Annotated in this window: 17 protein-coding genes and 1 tRNA gene; 7 read left to right on the top strand and 11 right to left on the bottom strand. The window is 63.3% G+C overall.

The window, feature by feature from the left end:
* The first annotated feature begins 153 nt into the window (after positions 1 to 153).
* Positions 154 to 1,962, top strand: a complete 1,809-nt coding sequence (locus WC729_RS20335) for a hypothetical protein (RefSeq protein WP_372856189.1) — start codon at positions 154 to 156, stop codon at positions 1,960 to 1,962.
* 331 nt (positions 1,963 to 2,293) lie between these two features.
* On the opposite strand, the gene traA is transcribed toward WC729_RS20335, so the two are convergent.
* Positions 2,294 to 5,248: a Ti-type conjugative transfer relaxase TraA gene (gene traA, locus WC729_RS20330; RefSeq protein ID WP_372856187.1), complete on the bottom strand. Its 2,955-nt coding sequence runs from the start codon at positions 5,246 to 5,248 to the stop codon at positions 2,294 to 2,296.
* 170 nt (positions 5,249 to 5,418) lie between these two features.
* Between traA and WC729_RS20325 the strand changes: the two genes are divergently transcribed.
* Positions 5,419 to 5,745 (top strand): conjugal transfer protein TraD, encoded by a 327-nt coding sequence (locus WC729_RS20325; RefSeq protein WP_372856185.1) that lies wholly within the window; start codon positions 5,419 to 5,421, stop codon positions 5,743 to 5,745.
* A 16-nt stretch (positions 5,746 to 5,761) separates the two neighbouring features.
* Positions 5,762 to 5,995, top strand: coding sequence for a conjugal transfer protein TraD (locus WC729_RS20320; RefSeq protein WP_372856183.1), 234 nt, complete (start codon positions 5,762 to 5,764; stop codon positions 5,993 to 5,995).
* Positions 5,996 to 6,003: 8 nt separating this feature from the next.
* On the opposite strand, the gene WC729_RS20315 is transcribed toward WC729_RS20320, so the two are convergent.
* The 4 genes from WC729_RS20315 to WC729_RS20300 form a co-directional block, all read right to left on the bottom strand.
* A complete protein-coding gene (locus WC729_RS20315) occupies positions 6,004 to 6,450 on the bottom strand; it encodes a hypothetical protein (RefSeq protein ID WP_372856181.1) in 447 nt (148 codons plus the stop codon).
* Between the two features lie 27 nt (positions 6,451 to 6,477).
* The gene (locus tag WC729_RS20310) at positions 6,478 to 7,404 is read right to left on the bottom strand and encodes a HEPN domain-containing protein (RefSeq protein ID WP_372856179.1); all 927 of its coding nucleotides are present in this window, start codon (positions 7,402 to 7,404) and stop codon (positions 6,478 to 6,480) included.
* Between the two features lie 92 nt (positions 7,405 to 7,496).
* Entirely contained in the window at positions 7,497 to 7,763 is a 267-nt protein-coding gene (locus WC729_RS20305; RefSeq protein ID WP_372856177.1) for a sigma factor-like helix-turn-helix DNA-binding protein, read from the bottom strand.
* Complete coding sequence (locus WC729_RS20300) at positions 7,760 to 8,683, bottom strand: ArdC family protein (protein ID WP_372856175.1); 924 nt, start codon at positions 8,681 to 8,683, stop codon at positions 7,760 to 7,762. The genes WC729_RS20305 and WC729_RS20300 overlap by 4 nt, the downstream gene beginning before the upstream one ends.
* A 257-nt stretch (positions 8,684 to 8,940) precedes the next feature.
* On the opposite strand from WC729_RS20300, the gene WC729_RS20295 reads away from it, so the two are divergent.
* Complete coding sequence (locus WC729_RS20295; RefSeq protein WP_372856173.1) at positions 8,941 to 10,056, top strand: IS110 family transposase; 1,116 nt, start codon at positions 8,941 to 8,943, stop codon at positions 10,054 to 10,056.
* 644 nt (positions 10,057 to 10,700) lie between these two features.
* The gene (locus WC729_RS20290; protein WP_372856171.1) at positions 10,701 to 10,904 is read left to right on the top strand and encodes a helix-turn-helix transcriptional regulator; all 204 of its coding nucleotides are present in this window, start codon (positions 10,701 to 10,703) and stop codon (positions 10,902 to 10,904) included.
* A gap of 55 nt (positions 10,905 to 10,959) precedes the next feature.
* Here WC729_RS20290 and WC729_RS20285 read toward each other — a convergent pair whose 3' ends face one another.
* From WC729_RS20285 to WC729_RS20260, 6 genes are all read right to left on the bottom strand, one after another.
* A complete protein-coding gene (locus tag WC729_RS20285; protein WP_372856169.1) occupies positions 10,960 to 16,713 on the bottom strand; it encodes a DUF4011 domain-containing protein in 5,754 nt (1,917 codons plus the stop codon).
* 58 nt (positions 16,714 to 16,771) lie between these two features.
* On the bottom strand, positions 16,772 to 20,254 hold the full coding sequence (locus tag WC729_RS20280; protein WP_372856167.1) for a class I SAM-dependent DNA methyltransferase: 3,483 nt from the start codon (positions 20,252 to 20,254) through the stop codon (positions 16,772 to 16,774).
* Positions 20,255 to 20,441: 187 nt separating this feature from the next.
* The gene (locus WC729_RS20275) at positions 20,442 to 20,729 is read right to left on the bottom strand and encodes a helix-turn-helix domain-containing protein (RefSeq protein ID WP_372856165.1); all 288 of its coding nucleotides are present in this window, start codon (positions 20,727 to 20,729) and stop codon (positions 20,442 to 20,444) included.
* Positions 20,730 to 20,761: 32 nt separating this feature from the next.
* A complete protein-coding gene (locus tag WC729_RS20270; protein WP_372856163.1) occupies positions 20,762 to 21,154 on the bottom strand; it encodes a type II toxin-antitoxin system RelE/ParE family toxin in 393 nt (130 codons plus the stop codon).
* A gap of 153 nt (positions 21,155 to 21,307) precedes the next feature.
* Positions 21,308 to 22,531, bottom strand: a complete 1,224-nt coding sequence (locus WC729_RS20265) for a tyrosine-type recombinase/integrase (RefSeq protein ID WP_372856161.1) — start codon at positions 22,529 to 22,531, stop codon at positions 21,308 to 21,310.
* Between the two features lie 227 nt (positions 22,532 to 22,758).
* Positions 22,759 to 22,845, bottom strand: a tRNA-Leu gene (locus WC729_RS20260).
* Between the two features lie 98 nt (positions 22,846 to 22,943).
* Here WC729_RS20260 and WC729_RS20255 point away from each other — a divergent pair.
* Both WC729_RS20255 and WC729_RS20250 read left to right on the top strand, forming a co-directional pair.
* Positions 22,944 to 23,873, top strand: a complete 930-nt coding sequence (locus WC729_RS20255; protein ID WP_372856159.1) for a complex I NDUFA9 subunit family protein — start codon at positions 22,944 to 22,946, stop codon at positions 23,871 to 23,873.
* A gap of 56 nt (positions 23,874 to 23,929) precedes the next feature.
* Positions 23,930 to 24,733, top strand: coding sequence for an undecaprenyl-diphosphate phosphatase (locus tag WC729_RS20250; protein ID WP_372856157.1), 804 nt, complete (start codon positions 23,930 to 23,932; stop codon positions 24,731 to 24,733).
* Positions 24,734 to 24,770: the final 37 nt, after the last annotated feature.

The raw sequence follows: 24,770 nt of genomic DNA, 5'->3' as shown, positions 1-24,770 counted from the left end.
TCCGAGGTGCGCATGATCGCACCTAAGCACACGTGATCGCCGAAGGCGCGCGCCCTCTGGCTTCCTGATCCGCCATCGCGTCGATATTGGTGCATGATGCCGCGACCTACCCCTCCAGTTCCCAACGCGAACGACGCCACCCGCCTCGACGAGTTGGCGGACGCGATGCTCGCGGAGGCGACGTTCGATATCTCTGATCGCGTCTTCTCCGCGACGGGCTTCGCCTCGGAGAACATCTCCATCGTCCATCAACAGACGCGCACCGCCAACCTGGCATGGGCACTCAAGCGTCGCGGGAAGGTAGGGGCGGGCGACGTCGTTGCCGTCATCGGCGGTTCGTTCTCGGGCATAATGGTGGCGGCGGCGCTCGCGCTCACCACGGACGCTATCGTCTACATCTTCGAGAAGGGTCCGCACCTGCTGCCCCGCTTCCGCGACAAAGGCCACCGTCACCTGTCGCCGGTGCTGAACTCCCGCGGCCTGGGCGAGCACTTCGACCCCAGCTACTCCGGCCCGACGTTCCGGTCGCCGATCTTCGCCTGGGACAAGGGGCCAGCGAGCGAAGTTGCCGCGCAATGGCTGCGGGAGTTCGCCGATTACTATTGCGTGCTGCCGATCTTCAGCATTTGTAACACGTCGATCGGATCGGCGAACCTTCGGCCGCACGCCACCGGCGTAGAGATCGCGTGGGACCGCGCAGTGTCGACTCGCGTGCCAATCGCAGTCGACCTTGTCATCGATGCCACCGGCTTCGGCGAAGAGGCGAACCCCCACCGCCTGATCGACTTCAGCTACTGGGAATCCGGCCACCGGCTGACCTACGACCATGTCGTGCCGCCGGCGGACGTGCTCATCTCGGGATGCGGCGACAGTGGTGTCATCGAGGCGCTTCACTACGCGCTCAATTCGTTCCGGCACGAGGAGGTGGAGGCCTTCTGGCCGCCGTATCAGAGTTTTGGTCTGGTGCTGGACCAATTGGTAGATGACGCACGCCTGCCCGACGTGCTGGGTGCCGAGCCGAACATCGACTTCGAGAACCCACTCGTCTCGGAGGTCTGCTGGTGGCTCGACATCAGCTACCACCTCAGAAAAAATCCCGACCCGATCTGGCCGCTGGACAGCAATCCGCACACCAGGCCCATCTTCGCGGCGATCAGTGGGGCGCTGGCCGGAGATCTCGACGCGGCCTTTCCCGGCCGCCCGCTCGCAAAAGTCTCCTACGAAAAGCTCGAGGAGTTCGCGAAAAATCTGCCCCGTGACCGGCAGTTCGCCGTGCGCGACACCGCGCGGCCGGTGATCGAGGACTGGATCAGCCGGCGGCTGGAGACGGCGGTCGCCAACATCGAGTTGCCGCCCAACCTGCGCGAAATTCACAATCTCGCGCGCAAGGGCGTCACCCTGACGCTCAACGGGCGGACGCCGACGCCATACACGCGCCAACTGTCGCCCTACAACGTGTGGGTCATGCGCATCCTGATGAGCTTCCCGAACGTGCGCTACCTCCAAGGCGCGATCGAATCGGTCACGTCGCGGTCCGACCGGCGGCTCGTGGCCAAGTTCGCCGACAGCAGCCGACGAGACTACGATCGCCTGCTGACCCGATACGGCGCGGGCGGCGGCGTCGCCGTTGCTACGGCGGCGCGGCGCGACGGTCTCGCTGGCGACGCCCTGTTGGCAAACCCGCACTATTCGGCGGCCGATCCGCGGGACGGAAGAGACAAGTTCTGGCTTCCGGTGCGTGAAGATCTGCTGTGCTGCCTCGATACCCTCGTGCCCGTGCCGACGTCGTCCCTCGACATGTCGAAGAACCATTATGTCCGCAGCCTTGTCTACGGACCGGATGCCGTCTCCGCGGCCGCGGGCCTGCCGGCCGACCCCCAGGCGGCGCTCAAGGACGATCTGCGCAACGGCAGGCGACCGACCTACGGGAAGGACGCGCTGACGGCGCGCGCATTGCGCTGAACTCGCCAGGTTCGCCCATGTCGGCGCGATCAAAGTGATAACGGGTCTCGTCACGTTGGGATCACACCGTTCACGCCGGGCAACGGTAGCACGCCATGAGCGACCAGCTGCCGATGCTTCGTCAATGGTTTGGCTGACTTTCGTATAGCGGGCGAGACGCGAGCAAGCATGTTTGGCGCCGATGAACCAATGACCGAAGTTGGGAAGGCCAAGAGCAGACGCGAGCGTCCGTTTTTGGGTCTTCAGGTCAGACAGCCAGCTGAACGATGTCCGCTCCCACTCCCGCATGCCTGAAGGCAGCGAGACGGCAAACAGCCATTAGCGGACGGAACTACATCCCAATTCCCAGCCCTCGCCCGAGATCTATGCCGTGGTTGAACGCCAGTTCAGCGCCGAGGCTGCGACCGGTGCTGATCTCGATCCCGATCTCAAGCTTCCGGTTGGCCAAGATCGACTCCATCTGCGGGTCGCGTTCAAGTGACTTTGCCATATTCGCCATCTCGCCTCGTATAGACTTCTGACCTGACGTGTCGCCGTCCTGATAGGCTCGATCAGCGCCCCTGCTGAGCTGATTCCAGCGCTCGACGAACCGATCCGCCCGCTTCGCCGGATCGGTGCGCATCTCGGTTTCAAGCTGCATCGCCTGCACCGCGCCGCGGGGATTTCCGGAGGCCGCATCGCGCGCGAGCGAGGGGTCTTTCTTGTAAGCCGTCTCCATGTCGAGCGCACCGTCCGCCCGGCGACCGTTGAGCTCCGCGCGCGCGCCTTTCAATTCCTCAAGCATAGCGGGTCCGGCGGCCTGGCCCTCGCGCTGTGCCGAGAAGATCGCATCGACCGCGCGGGCGTGGCGCTCGACAGCGGCCCTGTTCAAGCTCGCTTCGCTCCGAACCGGAACAGCCGGCTCGACGGCCGCGCGATCAGCACGCAACCGATCTTGATCTTTCGATGGCACCTCCTCGGGTCTCGGGACGGAGAGGCGCAGGCCTTCGAACATGGATCGGACCTTTTCGGGCACGACCGCCTTTACCGCTTCGACCACGCGCTCGCGGAAAGTGATGCCGCGCCGCTCTGCGAATGCTCGGTCGCCGGCTTGCGCGTCGGCATAGTCGCTCGCCATGTCCTTGCCCCGCTCCCGCGATAGCGTGCGCACCAGCCTACCCTGATCGGCGAAGTCATCCTGGCCATAGGATAGGTCGACACTGTCGCGATGGCGCGACAGCGCGACATAGGCGGTGTGGCTGTCCATACCGGGCGTCGCCAGCACATAGGCGCGGTCGATCGTCATGCCCTGCGCTTTGTGGATCGTCGCGGCATAACCGTGATCGACATGGGCATAGTCCTTCACATCGAACGCGACCGATCGTCCGTCGTCGAGCTGCACCGCCATGCGGACCCGGCTCACGGACTCGATGGTGCCGAGCGTGCCATTCTTCACGCCAAGCTCGCGTTCGTTCTTGAGGAACATCACCCGGTCACCGTCCGCAAATTGTCGCGGCCCGCGCTCGGTCTCGATCCCCACATCCTCGCCGAGCAGCCCCGCCTCGTGGACCCGCTCGCGCGCCGCATTATTGAGCGCCTCCACCTCTTTCCGGGTATGCGTGAGGATGATGCGCGACCCCGACGGGTCGCGGGTCCGGTCACGATCCCAGCGATCGATGAGATCGGCGCGCGCCTCTTCGCGGGTCGCGGACGAATGGACCATGTCATGCTCATCATAGGCACGGATCGCGTCGCCGGTTCGTCCGGTCGCCAGCTCGCGGGTGGCCTCCCGCTGCCAGTCCTCATGTTGCCGGCGGATCTCGGTAATCTCAACCGCGCCGTGGCGCTCGGCGACCGAACGGAACGCCGCGCCGGCCTCGATCGCCTGAAGCTGTTCCGGATCACCGATCAGCACGACCTTGGCGCCGCGCTTCTCCGCTTCGCCGACCACGCGCTCCAATTGACGCGAGCCGATCATGCCGGCCTCGTCGATCACGAGGATCGACTGCCGGTCGACCAACTCGCGCCCCTGCGTCCATTGATGCTCCATGCTCGCGATCGTGCGCGACGCGATCCCGGATCCGCTTTCCAGATTCTCCGCGGCAATGCCTGACAGCGCGAGGCCATGAACGCTATAGCCGGCGCTCTCCCAAGCCTCGCGCGCGACGCCCAGCATCGCCGACTTCCCCGAGCCGGCATAGCCGACCACGGACCGTAGATCGCCGGCGTCGGTGACATGATCGAACGCGGTGCGTTGCTCGCCTGACAACACGAGGCCACCACGTTCGGCGCGGATGATCGCGCTCTTTCGATCAAGATCACCAATGGCGTGACCGTCGCGCGCAGCCAGCGTGCTCGTCGTCCGCTCCAGCCGCTGCTCGACCTCGATCATATCACGGCTGGTGAACCGCTCCTCGCCGCGGCCGTCCTTTCCAAGCGCGACCAGCTCCGGCGAGCCTCGCACCGCGCCGATCACCTGGTCGAACTGCTCCTTCCCGTCGCTGTGGCGGTGGGCAAACATGGCGAGGTCGCGGCGCGTGAATGTCGCCTGATTCTTCGTGATCGCATCGAGCGCGATCGCCGGATTGGCGACGATCTTCTCGCCATTGGCGCGCGCGATCTCAAGATGCTCGGCGAGCCGCTCGGACTCCAGCCCCTGCGCGGCCATGCGCGATGCGGCCGGGCCGATCTTGTGCTGCGGCTCGAGGTCTATTCCTTGCGCTTCCAGCGAGCGGTGATCGACGCGCGCATCGATATCCAGTTCGGCCAGCCGTTGGTTGACGTGCTCTCCCCAGCGTTCGCGCCATTTCTCCAGCAGGTCGGTGCGGTTCCAGTCGCGGTTCTTCTTGCCGAACCCGTCTTCGCCGACCTCGCGCATCGTCAGCATCACATGCGCGTGCGGCTTAGCCAGACCGTCCGCGCCGACATCCCAATGCACGTTGAGATCGGCGATCATACCGCGGTCGACGAACTCGGTTTGCACGAAGTCACGGGCCAGCTCGATCCCCTGCTCCTTTGTCATCTCGCGGGGAATGGCGAACTCGATCTCGCGGGCCAGCTGCGCGTCAATCCGCTTCTCGGTCGCCTCGACCTCATTCCACAGCTTTTCGCGGTCGCCGAGGTCGTCGGGTGCGCCGTCCGGCAGCATCACTTCCGAGTGAACGACGCCAGACTTGTTCGAGAAGTCGTGGTTCCGGTCGAGCCGCTCATCGTGCAGCCGGGAGGCTGAGCGATAGGCCGCCGACGCCACCGAACTCGATCCGGCAGCGCGGGAGATGACCTTGGCCGAGAAATGGTAGATCGCCATGACGGCAATCCATCTACACTTCTAAAGCGACGTCGGCACGACGTATAAGCGCGCCCTCGAAAGATTTCATCAATCTCGGGACGGCAGAATCCCAAGTCATCCCAACGCATTGCGACTGATCGAGCAAGCCGATAACTGGATGATCCTCAACACGCAATGAGGGTCGACCAATGCGCAAGCTGCGAGACTACGACGCCGAACTACAGGCACTCAACGACAAGGCGAAGCACCTCAAGGAGCGCAAAATCCACCAACTCGGCGAACTCGTAGTCGCGACCGGCGCCGATGTGTTGTCAATCGAAGAGCTGGCCGGCCTCCTGCTCGCCAGCGTTGAACGCCCAGATGCCGGAAGGAAGGAGAGCTGGCGTAAACGCGGCGCTGAGTTCTTTCAGCGCGGGACGGCAGAAGCTGCGGACAACACTCGCCGCGACAATGCTGGCACTGCGGCGAGCGACAGCGGCACGCTTCCGCTTGCAAGCCAGCCGCGCTCGAACTGACACGCGCACCTGGGTCGTGAAGCGGAGAGAACGTACACGCCAGTTGATCGAGCTCGGTGGGCTGGTTGCAAAGGCTGGCCTGATCGAACTCACCGAAGACGATCGTGCCATCATCTTCGGGTTGTTGATCGAAGCGGCGGCCAAGCTAAGCGGCGGCGATCGCGACCAGGCCAAGCTGCTCTGGCGCCGCCGAGGGCAGCGCGCATTCGGTGCTAGTCATGACCCGGATGACGTTCCCGGCCCCTCCTGATCTCTGTGTCAGCGCGCGATGCGCTTCTCATAGGCCAGCACCTCGGCGCGCAGCGCTAGCGCATCGTGATAGGCATTGTGCGGCACGTCGCTCGGTTTACCGGGGCCGATAATGTCGGGATCGACCAGTTCGAACCGGATGCTGCGCACTGGCTTCATTCGCCCCGGTCCGCTGACCAGCAGTAACGCGGCATGGGCTATGTCCTCGGGCCAGTCGGCCACCAGCAACGGGTCGGGATCGTCGAGCAGGTAATAGGCGAAGCGATCGGTAACTTCGGCCCGGCCAAGCGGTCGGGCGTCGAGAACTGGCAGAATGTTTTCAATCACCCAGGTGGTCGGGTCGGTGCATTCGATCGCTTCATAGAATGGCGCGACGGTCTCTTCCTCGGGCACGAGAGCGATCGAGATCAGCGCGCCGCCAAAGCCATTGAATTCCGCATCGAGAAAATAGCGCATGGCGGCCTCGATCTGTCGGTTGCGATGTCAGGCGGCGCGCGCGGTTCGTTCCAGCGCCTCGATCCGCTCGATGCAGATAACTTCGACTACCTTGCCGAGCGCCTCGACCCGCTCGCCGAGCCAAGCCAGTTCGGCTTCCGTGATGCGATAATGTTTCGAGTAGCGCGCCTTCACATAAGCTTCCTTGAGCTTCTCGAACCGCGCGCGGTCGGCCTTGGTCTCGCGCGGCCACACGTCGATCAGCCGCTGGTCGATCCGCTCGGCCTGGGTACGCAGGAATCCGAGGTTGTGGACGTGAGGCGTATAGAAACTGCAGACCAGAAGGACGCAGTGGAAATAGCGTTCGGCGGCTTGGTGCAGAAGGAACGCTGCTTCCTTCGGTCGGCCGCGCTGCGCCAGATCGCGCGAGGTATCTAGAAACACGGTCGCGCTCGGCAACCACTCGTCGAAATACTCGCGCGCCATCGCCAGCGCCTGCGCTGGCGTCTTGGGCTGCGGCTCGGGCAGATCGGTCGCGTCGCTCTGGTAGAGCGCGATCCCGTCGCGGGCGATATCGATGAAGAAATAGCGCCCTTCCGACAGGCCAGCATTCACCTCCTGAAGCGTATGGACGATGAAATTGACCGGCGTGCGCACGGCTTTCGTGATCGCCAGTTCGCGGTTCAACCGGTCTTCGGCCGTCGCCCAGAATTCGACACGGTCGGTCAGCTTCTGGTGATTGACGATGACGAGCAGATCGAAATCGGACTGGTAACCCTTCGCAGTGTGCGGTTCGTCGACCCATCCGCCCCGCGCATACGAACCATACAAAATGACCTTGAGAATGCGCGCCTGCTTCTTCCAGTCCGATGTAGCAATCGCGATCGCGTCGCCGAATTCCTCGAACAGAATCTGGACGACGCGTTCGAGCTCGCGCTGCTTGGCAGGGGGCAGATGATCAAGCTCAGTGCGCATCGTTGATCATCCTAGAGTCTGGCGACAATTTTGCCAGTGGCCGGTGTCCGGGGCTGGCCCCCGGACACCGGCCGAAATTTTGCGCGGCGCGGTCATATCCAGCGCTCCCACCAGCGCAGGCGCTCACCCTCCATCTGACGGTGAACCTTGTAGATCGCGCGTGCGAATTGATGCTCGACCTGGCGCGACGTGAGCCCCAAACGCCCGCCGATCTCGTCATAGCCAATATCATCGAGGCGGATGGCGAGAAGTATGAGGCGCTGGCGGCGCGGCAGGCGCGCCACCGCGCGCTCCAACCGACGCAACATCTCTGGGTCGGCGCTATCCTCGCGCGCGCTCGCGCCCGGCGGCGGGGTCACTGTCCCGCCTCCATCTCGCTGCTTTCTACGGTCGGCCGAAACGCCAGCAGATAATCGGCCGCCTTGCTGGCCGCACTCGCCGCTCGGAAGATCGCGCGGCTGTCTTCGCGCAGCACCGAGAGCCAGCAGGCCAGATAGTCTGCATGCCGGACGGTCGGCTGAATGCCGAGTTCGGCACAGACAAACGCGCTGCACATCTCCGCGACCAATTCCTCGCGCGCATAATCCTCGCCCTGCGGATCGCCGCCGCCAAGTCTGTCGAGCCGCGACGCGTGTCCGGTCCAATGCCCAAGCTCATGCAGCGCCGTGCGATAGAAATTCACCTGGTCGTAGAACGCCTGTTGCGGCGGCAGCTGGATGCGATCGACGGCCGGCATGTAATAAGCCTCACCGCCGCCGGTGCTGATCCGCGCCCCGCTCGCCACCATCAGCGCCTCGGCCGCCGGCACGATCTCGCGCTCGCCAAGCGGCGTCGCGACGCCCGCGACATTCGCCGGCAAACCCTCACACTGATCGACATTGAACACCGTGAACCGCTTCAGAAACGCGATCTGCCGTGCCTCGCCATCGCCGGCACGCTCGCCATCCTCACCCTTCGGCGTGAAGCGATCCGCGTAGCAGACGGTCGTCCCGGTCTCGCCTTTGCGGACATTGCCGCCCAGCGCCTGCGCCTGCCGGTAGGTCAACCAACCCTGCGACGCGAACCCGCGCTCGAACAGCCGTGCCCACAGGATCAAAACATTGATCCCGGAATAGTGCCGCCCCGTCCCGGCGTTGCGCGGCGTCCCCACGCCGACCTGCGCCCCATCCCAAGGCTGGACCCACGGCACACGCCCCGCTTCCAGCTCCGTGATGATCCGGTCGGTGACCTCGCCATAAAGCGTGCCGGTCTGACGCTGCGATGACTTGCCCTTCTCCACTTCCTCACTCCCTTCAACACCGCAACCGGCGCCGGAATGGCGGGGTGAGCGGCAGGAGCGGACCGGCAGTCCCGCAAGAGCGGCGGGTTGCACCCAAAGGGGCCAACACCGTGGCGCACCCGAGGCTTGCCTCGGGTTGCTGCCCGCCGCTGCGGGACTAGACCGTATGATCACTGCTCACCCCTTCCCCTTCCGGCGCACTCGCGCGCGAGGGAGAGAGGGTGAAGAATGCAGGGCTCAACGTGAGGAGAGCGAGCATGGGACAGCAAGGATCTGAAGCGTTCGTTGGTCTGGACGTGGCGAAGCTGCACAATGCGGTGGCGATCGCCGACGCCGGCCGAACCGGCGAAATCCGATACCTTGGTGAGATCCCCAACACGCCCGAGGCGACCCGCAAGCTCGTGGCAAAGTTGGCCGCAAAGTACGACGGACTGCACTTTTGCTATGAGGCTGGGCCGACGGGGTACGGTCTCCACCGGTGCCTGAAGGACCTGGGTCAGGACTGCATCGTCATCGCGCCGACCTCGATGCCGCGTCGTCCTGGCGACCGGGTCAAAACCAACCGCCGCGATGCCATGGATCTGGCGAGGCTGCTGCGGGCGGGCGAACTGACGCCCATATGGGTGCCCGACGCGCCGCACGAAGCGATGCGCGATCTCGTCCGGGCGCGGGAAGCCGCCGTGCGCGACTCCCGCATGAAGCGCCAGCAGGTCAGCGCGATGATGCTTCGTCACGGGCACATCTACCCAGGCAAGAAGAGCTGGAGCGCTAAACATCGTCGCTGGCTCGCCGACCAGAATCTCGGCCATCGCGCATCCGACATCGCGCTGGGCGAAGCGCTCCAGGCTGTGGCAGATGCCGAGACGCGGCAAAAGCGAACCGAGACAGCGATCGAGGCCATGCTCGAGGACTGGTCGCTCGCCCCTGTCGTCGCAGCGCTGCAGGCGTTGCGCGGGATCGGCCTGATCTCCGCGGTGACGCTGATGGCGGAACTCGGCGACCTGTCCCGGTTCGAGAACCCGCGCCAGCTCATGGGCTATGTCGGACTGGTCCCTTCGGAGCGCTCGACTGGCGACCGGGTCAAACGGGGCGGCATCACCAGACGCGGCAACGCCATCGTGCGGCGCACGCTCGTCGAGGCGTCATGGGGCTATCGGCATGCGCCTCGCATCCGCCGCGAGAAGATCCACGTCATTGAGGACCTACCCAAACCGGTCACTGACATCGCGTGGAAGGCACAAAGCCGCCTGTGCGAGCGATATCGCAAGCTCAGCGCCAGCGGCAAGCGCAGCACCATCGCGGTGGTCGCCGTCGCGCGCGAGCTTGCAGCCTTTATATGGGCCATCGGTCGGGAGGTGCCGATCGCGGCCTGACGCTCGCTTCCTGGCCGGCAAGGCCGAAGGCGGGGCCACGTGGGGAATGTCCGATACCCTGTATGTGGCCGGCATCGCCGACGCCCGACTCTAGACTGGAGCAGCCCCGGACGAAAAACGGAAATGCGGTACCCAACCCGCGCATCAGAGCGTGTTCACCGACGTCTGCGGCCCCGTCTTCGACCTTGCCCGCCTACATCCACGCAGGCCGCTTCGCGCTGCGGCCCGAATGCGTGCGTCGAAACCACTCGAAACGATCATCAGACAGGGCAGCGACGCTCACCCCGCCAGACCGCGTGCCGGAGGCAAATGCCAGCGCGCGAAAGCGCGATGACCGCATGCCGTGCGCAGCACGGCCACCTGCGTCATGTGGTCGTCACGGCCTTACGCCGACGAGACGCCGCAGGCGGCTCGGTGACGCGCAGCGGCATAGGGCACGACGGCGCCAAAGCGCCGGGACGCCACCCCTCACCCTTCTCACGAAATTTATTTTTCGCGGTCCGGGCGGTCTTTGGCGCTCCCCGGCTAAAGCCGGCTGTTTCTGACGCAACAGCACCCATCTGGCACTCTTGCGCCAGCAGAATCCCTGTCTCACATCTCCCCGTAGGGAGCCAATGCAACGCACTTGCTGACAGGAACTGCCCATGACAACCGATGCCCCCGACCGCATCCTCCGCCTCGACGCCGTGCTCGACCGCACCGGTCTCAGCCGTTCCACCCTCTATCGAAAGATGGAACACGGCACCTTCCCTGGGCAGATCAAGATCGCCGAACGCTGCGCAGGCTGGCGCGAGTCAGCGGTCAACGCGTGGCTGCAGAATCCGATGTCTTATTCAGTCGGAGAATAGCAGCCTTCGCCAATGGCAGACGAATTCTCGCGTGCGGCTCGCCCAGCCGAGACGATCACGCGATATCCGAGGCCCGCGACGCGACCTCACGCATCGCTGCATAAAGGTCAAACGAACGAAAGCAGTCCCCGTTATGTTCGACGCGGCCCTCGTATTCAGATTGCGCAGCAACCGCGCGATCGCCGTATAGCCGCGGGGCGGCTGTGGCGCGCTTGATGACCTCTACCTCGCCGACAAACCGGTCGGATTTCCATATCTCATAGAGCCGTCCGCGAATGGCCTCAAAGGTGTTGAAGTCCCCAAGCGACCTGAGTTCTCGGCCCCGAGGCTCGCGCGGGACTTCGATGGCTGGCGCATCATTTACGCCGGTCGGCAAATCCGCTTCGGGAACGGGAGCTGAGGCGACCTCAGCAGCAGCCTCCTCAATTCGCACGACGGGCGGCGAGCTCTTGCGGGGCTTGGTCACTACCGCCTCGCTCGCCGGGCGATTTGCCAATTCACGCATAATTCGATCGCGAAGCAGGTCGACCCAGGCGACGAGCTTTGCTGTCTCTCTCGCGGGATCTGCAAACCAATCGGTCGACCAAACCCGGTAAATATTCCAGCCAAGATTCTCGAGAACCGTCTGCCGTATGTGGTCGCGATCACGCACGCTCAGACCGGAATGATAGGGTGCCCCGTCACACTCGATCCCAGCGATGAACCCCACCGGACAATCTTCATGACGGACGCCGAGGTCTATTCGGAAATTCTCGACGCCGACTTGATAGACGACTTCGTACCCGGCACCTCGAAGCGCATCCGCGACGAAAATCTCAAAATCGCTGTCGGTCTCGCCGCCGGACGCGTCGTCATAATGGGCGCCCCGATGAGCGTAGGTAAGGTAGCTCTTGAACGCGATAACGCCACGGGAGGAGTTCTCCGTTACCTTAATGTCGTCAGGGCGAAGTGACGTAACCAGCCGGCATGACATCTTGGCCCGCGTCACCAGCACGTTCAAGCGCCGCCAGCCAACTTCGCGGGTCATCAGACCGAAATTTTGTCGGACGTTCCCGTCCTTGCCCGGCCCGTAGACGGTCGAGATCAGGATGATGTCCCGCTCATCACCTTGGACGTTTTCGAGGTTCTTGATGAAGAACTCGTCGATGGTGCCGACGAACGACTCAACGTATTTCCCAACGCGCTCTTCTTCGACGATCAAGCGGTCGAACTCATTCTGGATGAGCTCGGTCTGCTTAGAATTCATCGCCACGATGCCGATCGACCGCTCAGGGTGCGTTTGCATGAGACCGAATGCCTGTTCGATGACGAACTCGGCCTCGCGCTGGTTGATCGACGATTCGTATACGGTGTCAGGGTAGAACGAGGGCACATAGAAGCATTTGACGCCGAGCAGATCGTCGTCATTCGCCATCGGGCTTGGGAATACGACGAGGTCGCGATCATAGAATTCGCGGTTCGAAAACTGGATCAGGCTCTCGTGCTGCGACCGGTAATGCCACTTCAATCGTGGTTTACGCCGAAAACGCTGGTTTGCCAGATCGAGAATGGACTCGGTGCTCTCATCGACGCCGACCCCATCATCGTCTCCGTCGTCGACGGTACCCGCGACCTGGAAATGGTCGCTTGGCGGAAGCTGGTTTGCGTCGCCAACGACGATGAACTGCTCGGCCCGCAAAATGCAGCTGATCGAGAATTCCGGACGCATCTGCGATGCTTCATCGACGATCAGTAGGTCGAAGGTGAGCGACCCTGGCCGTATGAACTGCGCAATCGACGTCGGCGACATCATCCAGACCGGCTTCAGCGCCTGCAACGCCGCACCCGCACGATGCACCACATCGCGCAACGGCGTGCGCGGCCGCGTCAGTTCCACCTCGTTTTCGAGGAGCCGAAGTTCAGAATAGTCAGATTTACGGCCGTATCCGACACCAACGGGCGCCTTGTCGCCAAGGCGCTTGGAAACGATTGCGGCGGCCTCAAGCTTGTGGAGCTCTTTGTCGACGCGTTTGAACGACTGGCGCGCCGCATCAAGCGACAAGCTACCAAGCCGCCCCAGCTCCGCTCCATCGTTGCCGAGATACTGTTTGAGAAGGGCTGAAATCGACAGCAGTTCGTAAACGTCGTCGAGCTGCTGAGGCTCAATTTCCTTGGCATTCGCGGCTTCTGCGAACCCAGATAATCCACGCACCGTCAGCGCGGCACGATATTTCAGGAGATCGGCTGCCAGGCCGGCACCGCGTCCATCGGCACTCATTGCCATCAATGTCGCGGCGGTCGAATCCCAATCCAGCCCAGCGCACAGGTCGCCTGTGTCGATCCCACAGATGTCCCTGAGACCGTCTGAAGCGTCGCTCCACGCTCGGGTCGCGTCTGTCAGCTGCGGGGAGGCCTCGACAATCGAGCGAACGAGCGCCACAGGCGCGTCGCTTTTTATCAAAAGGGCGCCCATCTCGATCGGGCCGCTGAGCCTGCCGACCTGGTCCAGCTCGTTCAGGCTCGTCTGCAGCAGATCGAGGGGCTCCGCGACGGTGCCGACCCAGTCGAACGCGCCGAAAGATCGAACCTGATCGAAAGACCGCTTCGCCTGATTGAGGTGTAACAACGCGTCCGCAATGCTGCCGTCCGCCCGGCGAAGTTCGGCAGTCGATCGTACCCCCGCACCGACGATAGCGGCTTCGAGATTCCGCAAGACGTCGGCTCGCGACGCGCATCTGGCCGGCAGATCGCCTAGTTGGACATCGAATAAGCTGACGCCATCAGCGAGGTTGAGGGCAGCGACCAATCGCTCACAGGTCGCGCAGAAGCGTTGCCGGTCGGTCGTGTCTGCAGTGAGCCACCACCGCAGAAGCTCAAATTCGTCCTGCGCCGTCAATTGTGATGCGGCGTCTGTCGCGACAGCATGTGCTGTCTGCATCGCCGCGAAGTCGCTGTCGATACCGTCCCACAGCATCGTCGGGAAAATCGACCGCGCCTTATTCTCTTCCCGAAATACACGGCGCGCGCGCGTCAGAGCTCCGACGCGACGAAGGATATCTGCCGATTGCCCGCGGTCGGACGCGTCAATCAGATAGCGCGCCGATCTCCGCTTTGCTGCCTTGTATTGCCCGCCAAGCATGCGTCCGAAGACGCCGGTCGTCTCCAGCGTTTCCGCAAGCGCGTCGAGCTCCGCAGGCTCGATATTCGACACCTCCGATTGGGTCAGCCCCGACAGGTGCGCCCTGTCCGCCACCAAGGCCGCGGCATCTCGCGCGGCTCCATCGACGACGGTACCGACTGCTGAATCCAGTATGCTCATCGTGAGCATCGCCCCGGCCGAAGGCGACACCCTGCCAAGATCAGCCATTTTGAGCGCCACGCTCACCGTGGTCTGAGTGGACGTTTGCAATCCGTTGCTGAGCTTTTCACCGATCCGCTCAATATCGCGGGATACGGCGGCAAGTTCTTTGGAGAGGCGTTCACAGGCAGCGCGCTCGCTTGCGACCGCGTCCGCCGTTTCAGGACAACGATCGATTGTGAGAGCATCGCGGAGGGCTTCGGCAGTCTCGGTACTGACTGTGTCGGGATGATCGACGATCCCGACCAAGCTGTCCCGCTGTTCCTGCCACGCGCGCTGCAATGCGATGAGATCGGTTGCGGCGTGGCGATTGTGAAGCGCGGCCCCGACAACTGACTCTTCGGTGCTGGAAAACGGGGTCACTCCAGCTAGCTGGGCATCGGCCGCTCGAACCTTTCCCGCTGGCCCTGGTAGTTCGATGCCGAGGTCGGCGAAACGCGCGGCCACTAGCGCGACGGCACCGGCTGCTTGGCCTGCTCCGGCGGCGGCATCGAGCGCTGCGCTTTGATCGAACGGATCAAGCTGCGTCGCGCTGGACCACCGCGTACGCGTTCCATTTCCGTGCGCTGTATCCAGCGCCGCAAGCGCTTGGCCAAACTGAGCCAGCAACTCGCGATTTTCGATCAGCGTAGGACGATCCAGCTCAAGGGGATTCCGCAGGGACCAGCGCTTCTCCAGTGCCTTCACCTGTTCGCGCGTGAACAGCGCGCGAAGTCGGATCTCGCGCCACGCCAGACTGTGCGCCGTCTGCGCAAGTTTGCCGAGCGGCGTCCGGACGAGCGAGAGGTAGCGACGCAACAGAGCACGGTGACGCCGAAGTTCGACGCGCTTCTCCTCCAGCGCGCGCGCATCATGGCGATTTCGAGCTTCAAGTCGCTCTCTTACGCCTTCGTAAACCGATGTCCGGCTCGCCTTGTCACCATGAAGCTCGAGAAGGAGCGGGCCGAAGCCGGCTACGCTCAGGCGATCGGCCACAACGCGCAGCGCGGCTTGCTTTTCGGCGACGAATAGCACGCGCTTACCCTGAGCGAGCGCGGTCGCGATCATGTTGGTGATCGTCTGGGATTTACCGGTTCCCGGGGGACCCTCGATCGCCATATCGTGGCCGGCGGCCATATCCATGATCGCCCGATGCTGAGAGGCATCCGCGTCGGTGATGAGAGCAGGTACGCGCGCAGCATGCGCCGGGTCATCTATATCTATGACCATGTCGTCCTGCGCGGAACCGCCCAGTTCGGTCGCCCCGATCATGCCCGGCAACAAGCGATGGTTCGCAAAGGCGTCGGTCGGCCAATTTTCGGGATTTAGATCGCGCCACAGGACCATCGGCGGCAACACCGACAACGTCACGAAATTCCTCAGCGTCAGCCGTCGTCCCTGATCCAGGACCGCTTTTGCTCGAATGAAATATGATTCCGGGCTTTCTTCTTCCCGAAGCGGGGGCAGCTTCAGCCCCCAATGTTCGCGAGCCTTCTCGATCAGCGCTACGTTGACCTCAAGCCCGCCTTCCCAAACGCCGAGCCGATATTCCTTGCGCGCGCGCTTCTCGTCCTTCTCCAGCGCTACGGGCAGCAACAATAACGGCGCGTGCGATACGATGTCTGACGTATCATCCTCGTACCATTGCACGAACCCGAAGACGAGGTGGAGCGTGTGGTGTCCCGTCTCGCGGAGATGGCTCGTCGCCCGGTCGGCGACTGATTTCAGCCTTCGCTCCAGTTCTTTCTGCGTGAGCAGCACCCGGATGCGATCGTCCTCATGATGCGCCGCAAGCCCGTCGTCATCACTGGTTTTCAGGTCGAATGACGGATCAAATCCATGCGCGCGGGCGATCGCCGCAACATCGATGCCCTTGCCATAATTCAGTTTGGGCAAGCCAAGCTGTTCGCGGACTCTTCCGCGCAAAGCCCGCTCGGCATCCTGCCAGGCTCGTGCGTCGCCCTCGTTGTCGCCCAATTTGTTGGTGGCGGCCAAAAACTCTTCGTCGATCAGGCGTGCGCGTTCGTACGCGATACCGAACTGTGGCGTCCGTTCGTCAGGTGGCGTCTGTTCTTCACCAGGAAGGGGCTCGAAGCCCATCGTACCCGAGGTCAATCGCGTAAACAGCAAATCGGGCCGTTCATCGACGAAGCGCAGTTGGCTCGCGCTGCGGGACGTGTGCTTGAATGAGATCAATGGTGACTTGCGCGATAGATCGATCAGCTTCGCACGCAGTTTTGCGACGGCTTCATAGGTCCAATTGCGCACCTGCTCGCTAATGCTAGTTTCCGCCGCTGCCTTGGCTCCGGCGGGCTGGTCGGTCTTGCAATCGGCGATCCAGGTTTCGACAGTCTCACGCAGTTTCAAAGCCGCAGCGGTCGATCGGTGCATCAGCTCCGAGCGGATCAATTCAAGCTCCGCGGAATTCCGCCAATTACGCTCGGACATTGCCGTCAGATCAGCAATGGTCAGGCTGCTTAGCGGCCGGCTCATGTCCCTGCTCGCTGTTGGCGGAGGCCGAAGAGATCAAATAACACGTCGCGACTCCACATCATGCCGCGTAACGCCCATCTTCAAGGCGCCGCGCCATTCCAATGCCGGCGAGCGCGTCGAGCACGGGGCGGACAGTGGCCGCACGCTTGCCCTTGAAGGCGCGCGCGATGTCTTGAGGTGCCATCGGTGCCGGTGAGGTGGAAAGGACGGATTGCACGGCGCTGACCTGTTCGGGCAGAGTAAGTGGCCAGGGGATGACGTTGTCCGGTAGGACCGCCGCGGCCTCGCCGAGATCGAGCGTGTCGGCGACGGGTGCCGCGTAAGTGGGCGCCTGATAGTTTGGGCGGAGCCAGCGGATCAGGCCTTTTGCCTCCTCCCCTGCTCGCACCTTGTTGAGCGCCACTAGGCGAACGAGAATTTCCTCGTCGGCGATATCGGTGGGCCAGCCGTAGGCGTCGGCAACCGCAGCGTCGATCGCATCATGATGTTGGCGGATCAGCGTGACCAAGCCGCGACCATGAATGTCGCGTTCGACGTCGGTCAGCGCACGACCAGCACGCAGCGCCTCCAGCACGTTATAGAGCTTGGTCAGCGTCAGGTCGTCGTGGGCCGTCAGGACACCCTTGCGCAGGTCATCGAGTGCCGCCGCCTCGGCGCGGATGGAGTTTTTGAGCGGCTCGGGCGCGTCAGCGGGGAACGGGAAAGGATCAAAGCAGCGCGACTTAACATAAACCGGGTCGTCCCCCACGCCAAGCCGCCCGCCGGCGGCAAGCGCCCACACCACATGGCAACGGCTCGACAGTATCCCCAGGTGAAATCCATCATCAAAAGCGATGGTGATCAGCTTGTTGTCGGGCACGATCGAAACAGGCAGAAACTGAAAGATCCGATGCTTGGCGGTCTCGATCGTGGCGATGTAGCGGGTTATGCCGCGCAGCGCCTTGCGCAGCTCAGATCGTGTTTCGCCATAGAGCCACCAGTTGCCCCGATAGCTCGCGCGATTGTTTTGGTCGCGGTGCGGCTTAACGCTGGCGAGAAGGTGCTGATACACCGCCGGATGACGATCTCGCACCTCCCCCTCGGTCAGACCAAACAGGTCAATCACCTTTAAGTAGCGTGGGCGGGCCGCGAGGTCGCGACCATTGCGATAGTCAAAGATCACCGCCGGCTCGATGCCGAGGCCGGAGCGGATCCGGTCATCCGGGCCGGCCATGCCTCCCAAACCCAAAGCCTGTTCGGCCGTGACGATGAAGCCGTCACCGTGCAGCTTCACCCCTGGCGAGCAAAGTTGGTCGTTCGCCTTCAGCGCGACCGCCGCCGTCACATCCGCGCCGACGCGCAGATCGCTGCTGATCGCGCCAACGGCAGTGGCGAAGTCGATCCGTTCGGGCGCGGCGCTTTCGTCGGTGACGGTCAGCAACTGCCCCTCTGCTTTGCCCTTCGCCGCAACCGTCATGGCGATGCGCACCGCCGCGCCATCCTTTTCATCCACCCAAGGATGATTGGGGATGGCGAACAACAGGCTGACGCGGTCCTTCGCTTCCAGATGTGCGGCGATGACCCGCCTGCTGAATAGCTGCGTGATCGAATTGGTGGTGACGAAGCCGAAACGGCGTGTGCCGGATTTTCGCACGGCGGTCGCCGCCTTGTCCCACCAGTGCATCACGAAATCGGCGCTTTCGGGCATGTCGGTCGTCTTGAACAATGCCTCGAAATAGCCATCGCCCAACCGATCGCGCACGTCCTTGCCGCCAATGAACGGCGGGTTGCCGACGATGAAGTCCGCCTTGGGCCATTTCGCGGCGCGCGGTTTCACATAGCGATACACCTCGACCCGCGCTGTCTCATCGGGCACCTTGCGCCCCGTCACGGGGTGGTCCTTCAGTGTCTCGCCGTCCCAGCGGGTGACGGGCTGGCCATGCTCGTCGCGCTCCAGTTCGCGCGCATCATAGTCGATCAGCGCGTCGCGATTCTCGATCGTGCGGATGTCTTTCAGGATCGGCTCGGGCGGGGATTGCGTCGCGCCGTTCACCCGGAAATGCCATTGCAGATAGCCGATCCACAAAACGAGCTGCGCGATAGCGGCGGCGCGCGGGTTGATCTCGATCCCGAGGAAGTTTTCGGGCGTGATGGTGTGGCCGGTGATCTGCGCGACATATTGGTCGTCGCCGAGCTCGATGAGCAGATCGAGCACCTCGCCCTCCAGCTCCTTCATCCGCGCCATCGCGACATAGAGGAAATTGCCGGTGCCGCAGGCGGGATCAAGCACCTTCGTTTGCGCCAGCTTGCCGTGAAACGCCTCGACCAGCGCCTTCGCCTCGACTGCCTTGTTCTCGCCGATCAGCGTGGCGGCGGCGCCGCGCACGCCGTCCCAGTCGTTGCGCATCGGCTCGATAATGGTCGGCGAGATCAGCCGCTCGACATAGGCGCGCGGGGTGTAATGCGCGCCGAGCTTGGCGCGTTCCCTGGGGTTGAGCGCACGCTCGAGCAGCGTGCCGAAGATCGCCGGCTCGACGTCGCGCCAGTTCTTCTCCGCCGCCTCGATCAGCACGGCGAGTTCGTCGCCATCGAGTTCGAGCGCAGTATTTTCCTTGAACAGATAGCCGTTGAAGCGCTTGACGTGCTGGCGCAGCGCGGGGGCGAATTCTCCCTTGTCCATCGCGCGCCACAGCGCGGCGAGCGAATGGTGGAGGTGCTGGGGGTTGCCGATGTGCTCGCGCAGCAGGTTCTTGAAGCTGTCCTTGGGGAGCAGCACCTCGGTGTCTTCGGCGAACATCGTAAACAGCACGCGCATCAGGAAGCCGCTGACGCTCTCCGCATTATAGCCGCGCGCCTCCAGCCGGCGCGAGACGGTGGCGAGCAGGACGGCAATCTCGCCGGTGACTTTCGCCGACTGAATTGCGGGGTCGAGCGCCTTGGGCGCGGTCCAGATCGCAGCGAGGCGTTCGCGGACCGCTTCGTCGCGCAGATCCTCCAGCATGATGCGGTAGCGCGAACGGTCCGGGAACTGGGCATAGGCCTTTCCGGTGCCGGTGAAATCGGCATAGACCTCAATGCAATAACCGATGTCGGCGACGAGCAGGATCGGCGGCCAGCCATGTTCGGTCGGCAGCGCCTTGGCGTAACGCTCGGCCTGGCCCTTGGCCTGCACCATCGCCTTGGCCCAGCTCGGCGTGCCCCGGCGCGCGGTGCCGCGCTTGATGCGGGTCGATGCGGTCTGGCCGAACAGGTCGAGGTCGGCGTCGCCGCGCGCCGCCGCCTCGCGATCGGCCTCGCTGCCCTGCTTGGCCTCGAGGATAAAGCAATCGCGCTTATAGGCATCGATGCGGCCGAAGCTGGTGCTGCCGTCGCCATTGTCCTGAAACACGCGGCGCTCGAACACATAGTCGTTATGCGCGTCGTCGGTGCGGCTGCCGTGCGGTGGGGCGACGTCGATCAGCGCGCACAGGCCGTTTATGAAGCTCTGTGTATTCGCAAGCTCGGACCCGCCGGTGTCGCGCCACTGCGCGATGAACGTTTCAATGTCACTTGGCCCCCGCATTTTGCGTGTTTGAGGCACAAACCATGATGATTCAATGGCAACTTAGTCCGACGGCGGGCGGTCGTACCCTCAGAATAGAGTCGCGAGTATAGAAGGCTAAGCAGCCGCTAGATCCGCGCACATTTGAGCTGCTTCGAGTTTGCCAGAGAGCTGTCCAGGCAGGCTCCGGCCAATGGTCAGCTTGGCCTCACACTGTCTCAAGCACCCGACGAGCGCCTACACCTTCATGTCGAGGGCTGATATTGATCGTAACATCATGGCCGAGCGCAACCAGACACTCTTCGAGTTTGGCCTGGCTCAGCCCATCGAATTTGCCTCGCGTCAACCGGGAAAGCTTTGGTTGCGTAATGCCCATTTTGAGCGCGGCATCGCGCTGGCTGAGCCCAAGCTCGTCGACCGTCTTGGCAATACGGATAGCAAGCTTGGACTTGACGATGAACCCAGGGTCGAGGCCCAGATCGTCGAGAACGCTCATGCCGGCCGGCGTGGTGTGACCGATAGTCATATCTAGGAGCCTCTGCTTTCTCCCTGCCGTTTCGCGGCTTCGATCGCTCTCACCTCTTTGAGGCGCGCCTCGATGGTCTCTTTGTCGCGTTTCGGCAGATTACTGTCGTTGGTGGATTTCTTCTTGAAGCAATGGAGGACGTAAATCGTGTCCTCGTACTTCGCGGTGTAGACTGCGCGATACGTGTCGGTATCATGATCCTCCAGGATCTCGATCGACACCGGCTTGAACTGTGTCAGCGTCTTCGCATCGGGATAGGACAATCCGTTTTGCGCCAAACCAAGCGCGTGACCGAACGTGTTCACCACCGCCTCGGGCATCCCCAGCAAATCTCTCTTGCTGCTGCCCATCCATTCTATCGTCTTTTCATCCATGGCACCTTGTTCCGTTGCCAATGCCTGCTTGATACCAAAAAAGGTATAAATGGCAAGTTATTTCGAGTGACCCGAGCAAATCGCCGAACGGCTGCTCTTACTCGGATCGGCGTGTGCTGCGTCCAGGGCGACACGCGCAGGATTGCGGGCATGCACGCATCCAAGTTCGGGCGGTCAAGGTGCGTGTAGCTTCTTCCCAAACGAACCAACGCTGACAGTCGCTCGGAGCTGATCGAGATAATCACTCCACCATTGATGCATGGCGACCCGTTCCTCCCAGTAGAACCCGCGATTGTAGGTACCCCGAACAGAATCCTTGTCGGCGTGAGCGAGCGAGCGCTCGATCGCGTCCGGACTCCACTTTCCGCTTTCGTTCAGGAGGGTCGACGCCGTGGTCCGCAGGCCATGGGCGGTGACCTCTCCCACCGCGTAACCCATGCGGCGGAACGCCTGATTGACAGTGTTTTCGCTGAGCGGCCTGCGCGACGTGTGAAACGCCGGAAGCACGAAACCATCCGGCCCCGTCAACGCGTACAGTTCGACAAGGTGTGACAGTACCTGTCTGGATAGGGGAACGGCGTGAGGCCGCCGCATCTTCATACGCTCAGCCGGTATTTTCCAGACCCCGTTTTCCAGATCGAACTCGGGCCATAGCGCCTGTCGAAGCTCGCCGGGGCGGGCCATGACGTGGGGCATGATCTGCATGGCGATGCGTGTGATCAGATGGCCCGAATATGCGTCGATCGATCGCAACAACTCCCCGAACGCCTCCGGGTCGAGGATCGCGCTGTGGTGCTGGACCTTCGGCGTGATCAAAGCTCCGCGCAGGACGGAGGTCGGATCGGTTTCCGCGCGCCCGGTCGCGACGCCATATCGAAACACCCGGCCAGCGAATGACCGGCAACGCCGCGCGGTTTCGTGCTTGCCCTTGGCCTCGATGCGCTTGAGCGCCGCCAAGACGTCGATGGGTTTCAGATCGGCGAGCGCCCGCGTCGCGAGCGGCGCCAGTTGCTCAAGCAGCCAGTTCGCCTTTGTCGTGGTGGTGTCCGCACGACCCTCGGCGACCATCTTGTCGATATATTCCTTGGCGACATCCCCGAAGGTGTTGGCCGCATTGTAGATGGCGACGAGCTTTTCGCGCTTGCGCTCGGCAAGGGGATCGATGCCGTCGCGCAACTTCGCTCTCGCTTCATCCCGCTTTCGCCGAGCATCCGCCAGGCCGACTTCCGGGTAGCGACCCAGCGCTAGGCGCTTGTCCTTGCCCAGGTGAGTGTATTTCACCCGCCAGAGTTTCGAGCCGCTGGGGTGCACCTCGATGTACAGCCCGCGCTCATCGGTACGCTTGTAAACCCGATCTTGCGCTTTTAGGGCGCGAATCTCTAAATCTTTCAAAGGCATGACCATCAATCCCGAATCGAACGGTCTTGATCGAAAGCTACCCCCTATTTCGTCGAAATGGCCCGCCGGGCCACCGTCAAAACCGGGCCACGGATGGCCCGGGCCATGGCCCACTTTTTGACGGGATCGACTGAAATCTGATCGGACACCTTCGGACAGAACCAAGGAAAAAATGGCAGATTTCTGCCGTTTTGTCGATGGTTCTGGGGCGTCAAGAGACGGGTAAATGGTGCCCAGAAGAGGACTCGAACCTCCACGGCCTTGCGACCGCCAGCACCTGAAGCTGGTGCGTCTACCAATTCCGCCATCTGGGCACGGGGTAGGGCGCGGGCCTTAGGGGACGCTTGTGCGGCTTGTCAACACGGGTGTCGCGCGGCATGGGGGCGGCACACGCATGGCAAGGCATTGAGGCATGAAGAACAGGCTGGTTACGCTGATCGGTGGCGGAGGTTTTCTCGGCCGCTATGTCGCGCAGGAATTGCTCGCGGCCGGCGCGCGCCTGCGCATCGCCCAGCGCGATCCGCGCGAGGCGCTGTTCCTGAAGCCGCTGGGCGGCCTCGGCCAGACCCAGTTCGTCGCGGTCGACGTGCGCAAGCCCGACAGCATCGCGCGGGCGGTGCAGGGCGCCGATGCAGTGGTGAACCTGGCCGGCGTGCTCAAGGGCAATTTCCGGGCAGTGCACGTCGATGGTGCGCGCGCCGTTGCCGAGGCTGCTGCGGGGGCAGGCGCGACGGCGCTGGTGCATATCTCCGCGATCGGTGCCGATCCCGATGGCTCTTCCGCTTATGGCCGTTCCAAGGGCGAAGGCGAGGCGGCGGTGCGTACCGGTTTCCCGGGGGCGGCGATCCTGCGGCCATCGCTGATGTTCGGCCGCGAAGACCAGTTCGTGAATCGCTTCGCCGGCATGGTCGCGTGGCCGGTGGTGCCGGTGCTGCGGGCAGGTGTGAAGCTCCAGCCGGTCTATGTCGCCGATGTCGCGCAGGCCGTGGTCAAGGCGCTCGGCGACGAAACGGCCCATGGCAAGACCTTCGAGCTGGGCGGACCCGACATACTGTCGATGGGCGCGCTGATTCGCTGGATCGCCGGCGCGGTCGGGCGCGAGCCGTCGATCGCCGCGATTCCGGATGTCGTCGGCGGATTGATCGCGATGGGCGGTTTCCTGCCCGGCGCGCCGATCACGCGCGACCAGTGGCAGATGCTGCAACAGGACAATGTCGTTTCGGCCGGTGCCGAAGGGCTGGCCGCGCTCGGTGTGGCGCCGACGCCCATGGATGCCGTCGCGCCGGGCTGGCTCGTGCAATATCGCCGGCATGGGCGCTTCGGAACGCGCGCCGCCGCGTGACCTGAATATGGCCGGGTAATCAGTCGCGGCAGGCCGCCGCAAAAGGGGGAATGCGCGTGGACCTGATCATCATCATCCTGCTCGGCATCGTCGAGGGGGTGACCGAATTCCTCCCCGTCTCCTCGACCGGGCACCTCATCCTCGCCGGGCGGCTGTTCGGCCTGCCCCAGGCGGATGCGACCTTCGACATCGTCATCCAGCTCGGCGCGATCCTGGCGGTCGTGGTGCTGTTCTGGGGCCGCTTCATGGGGGTGCTGCGCGGCCTGCTGAAGCGCGATCCCGCTGCGATTCACTTCACCCGCAACGTGCTGCTCGGCTTCCTGCCGTCGGCCGTGGTCGGCGCCATCGCCTATGGTGCGATCAAGGCAGTGCTCGAGGCGCCGGTGATCGCACCGATCGTGGTGTGCATCGCGCTGATCGTCGGCGGCGTGCTGATCCTGATCATCGAGCGGCTGTCGAAGCGCGTCACCGCCGAATCGGTCGAGGCAATGACGTGGCGGACCGCGCTCGGCATCGGCGTCATCCAGTGCGTGTCGATGATCCCCGGGGTAAGCCGCTCGGGCGCGACGATCATGGGCGCGCTGCTGCTCGGCGTCGATCGCGAGACGGCCGCTGAATACAGCTTCTTCCTGGCGATCCCGACCATGCTCGGGGCGACCACGCTCGCGCTCTACAAGGGCCGCCACGAGCTGGGCGACGCGCATCTGACCGCGATCGCGATCGGCTTTGTCGTGTCGTTCATCGTCGCGTTGCTGGTGATCCGGTGGTTCGTTGCCTTTGTCGGCAAGCACGGCTTCGCCCCCTTCGCCTGGTACCGAATCATCGTCGGCGGTGCCGCACTGGCGTGGCTGCTAATATAGGCCCGAACCGGAACCAATATTGCTCAAGGCATTTAAG

This window comes from Sphingomonas sp., assembly GCF_041661825.1.
Taxonomy (GTDB): domain Bacteria; phylum Pseudomonadota; class Alphaproteobacteria; order Sphingomonadales; family Sphingomonadaceae; genus Sphingomonas.
This window is presented reverse-complemented; position numbering and strand designations above follow the sequence as displayed.

Excerpts from the sequence above, each read along its gene's own strand:
- traA (WP_372856187.1), bottom strand. The coding sequence starts at position 5,248 with ATGGCGATCTACCATTTCTCGGCCAAGGTCATCTCCCGCGCTGCCGGA.
- WC729_RS20325 (WP_372856185.1), top strand. The coding sequence starts at position 5,419 with ATGCGCAAGCTGCGAGACTACGACGCCGAACTACAGGCACTCAACGAC.
- WC729_RS20315 (WP_372856181.1), bottom strand. The coding sequence starts at position 6,450 with ATGCGCTATTTTCTCGATGCGGAATTCAATGGCTTTGGCGGCGCGCTG.
- WC729_RS20310 (WP_372856179.1), bottom strand. The coding sequence starts at position 7,404 with ATGCGCACTGAGCTTGATCATCTGCCCCCTGCCAAGCAGCGCGAGCTC.
- WC729_RS20295 (WP_372856173.1), top strand. The coding sequence starts at position 8,941 with ATGGGACAGCAAGGATCTGAAGCGTTCGTTGGTCTGGACGTGGCGAAG.
- WC729_RS20290 (WP_372856171.1), top strand. The coding sequence starts at position 10,701 with ATGACAACCGATGCCCCCGACCGCATCCTCCGCCTCGACGCCGTGCTC.
- WC729_RS20285 (WP_372856169.1), bottom strand. The coding sequence starts at position 16,713 with ATGAGCCGGCCGCTAAGCAGCCTGACCATTGCTGATCTGACGGCAATG.
- WC729_RS20280 (WP_372856167.1), bottom strand. The coding sequence starts at position 20,254 with ATGCGGGGGCCAAGTGACATTGAAACGTTCATCGCGCAGTGGCGCGAC.
- WC729_RS20275 (WP_372856165.1), bottom strand. The coding sequence starts at position 20,729 with ATGAGCGTTCTCGACGATCTGGGCCTCGACCCTGGGTTCATCGTCAAG.
- WC729_RS20265 (WP_372856161.1), bottom strand. The coding sequence starts at position 22,531 with ATGCCTTTGAAAGATTTAGAGATTCGCGCCCTAAAAGCGCAAGATCGG.
- WC729_RS20255 (WP_372856159.1), top strand. The coding sequence starts at position 22,944 with ATGAAGAACAGGCTGGTTACGCTGATCGGTGGCGGAGGTTTTCTCGGC.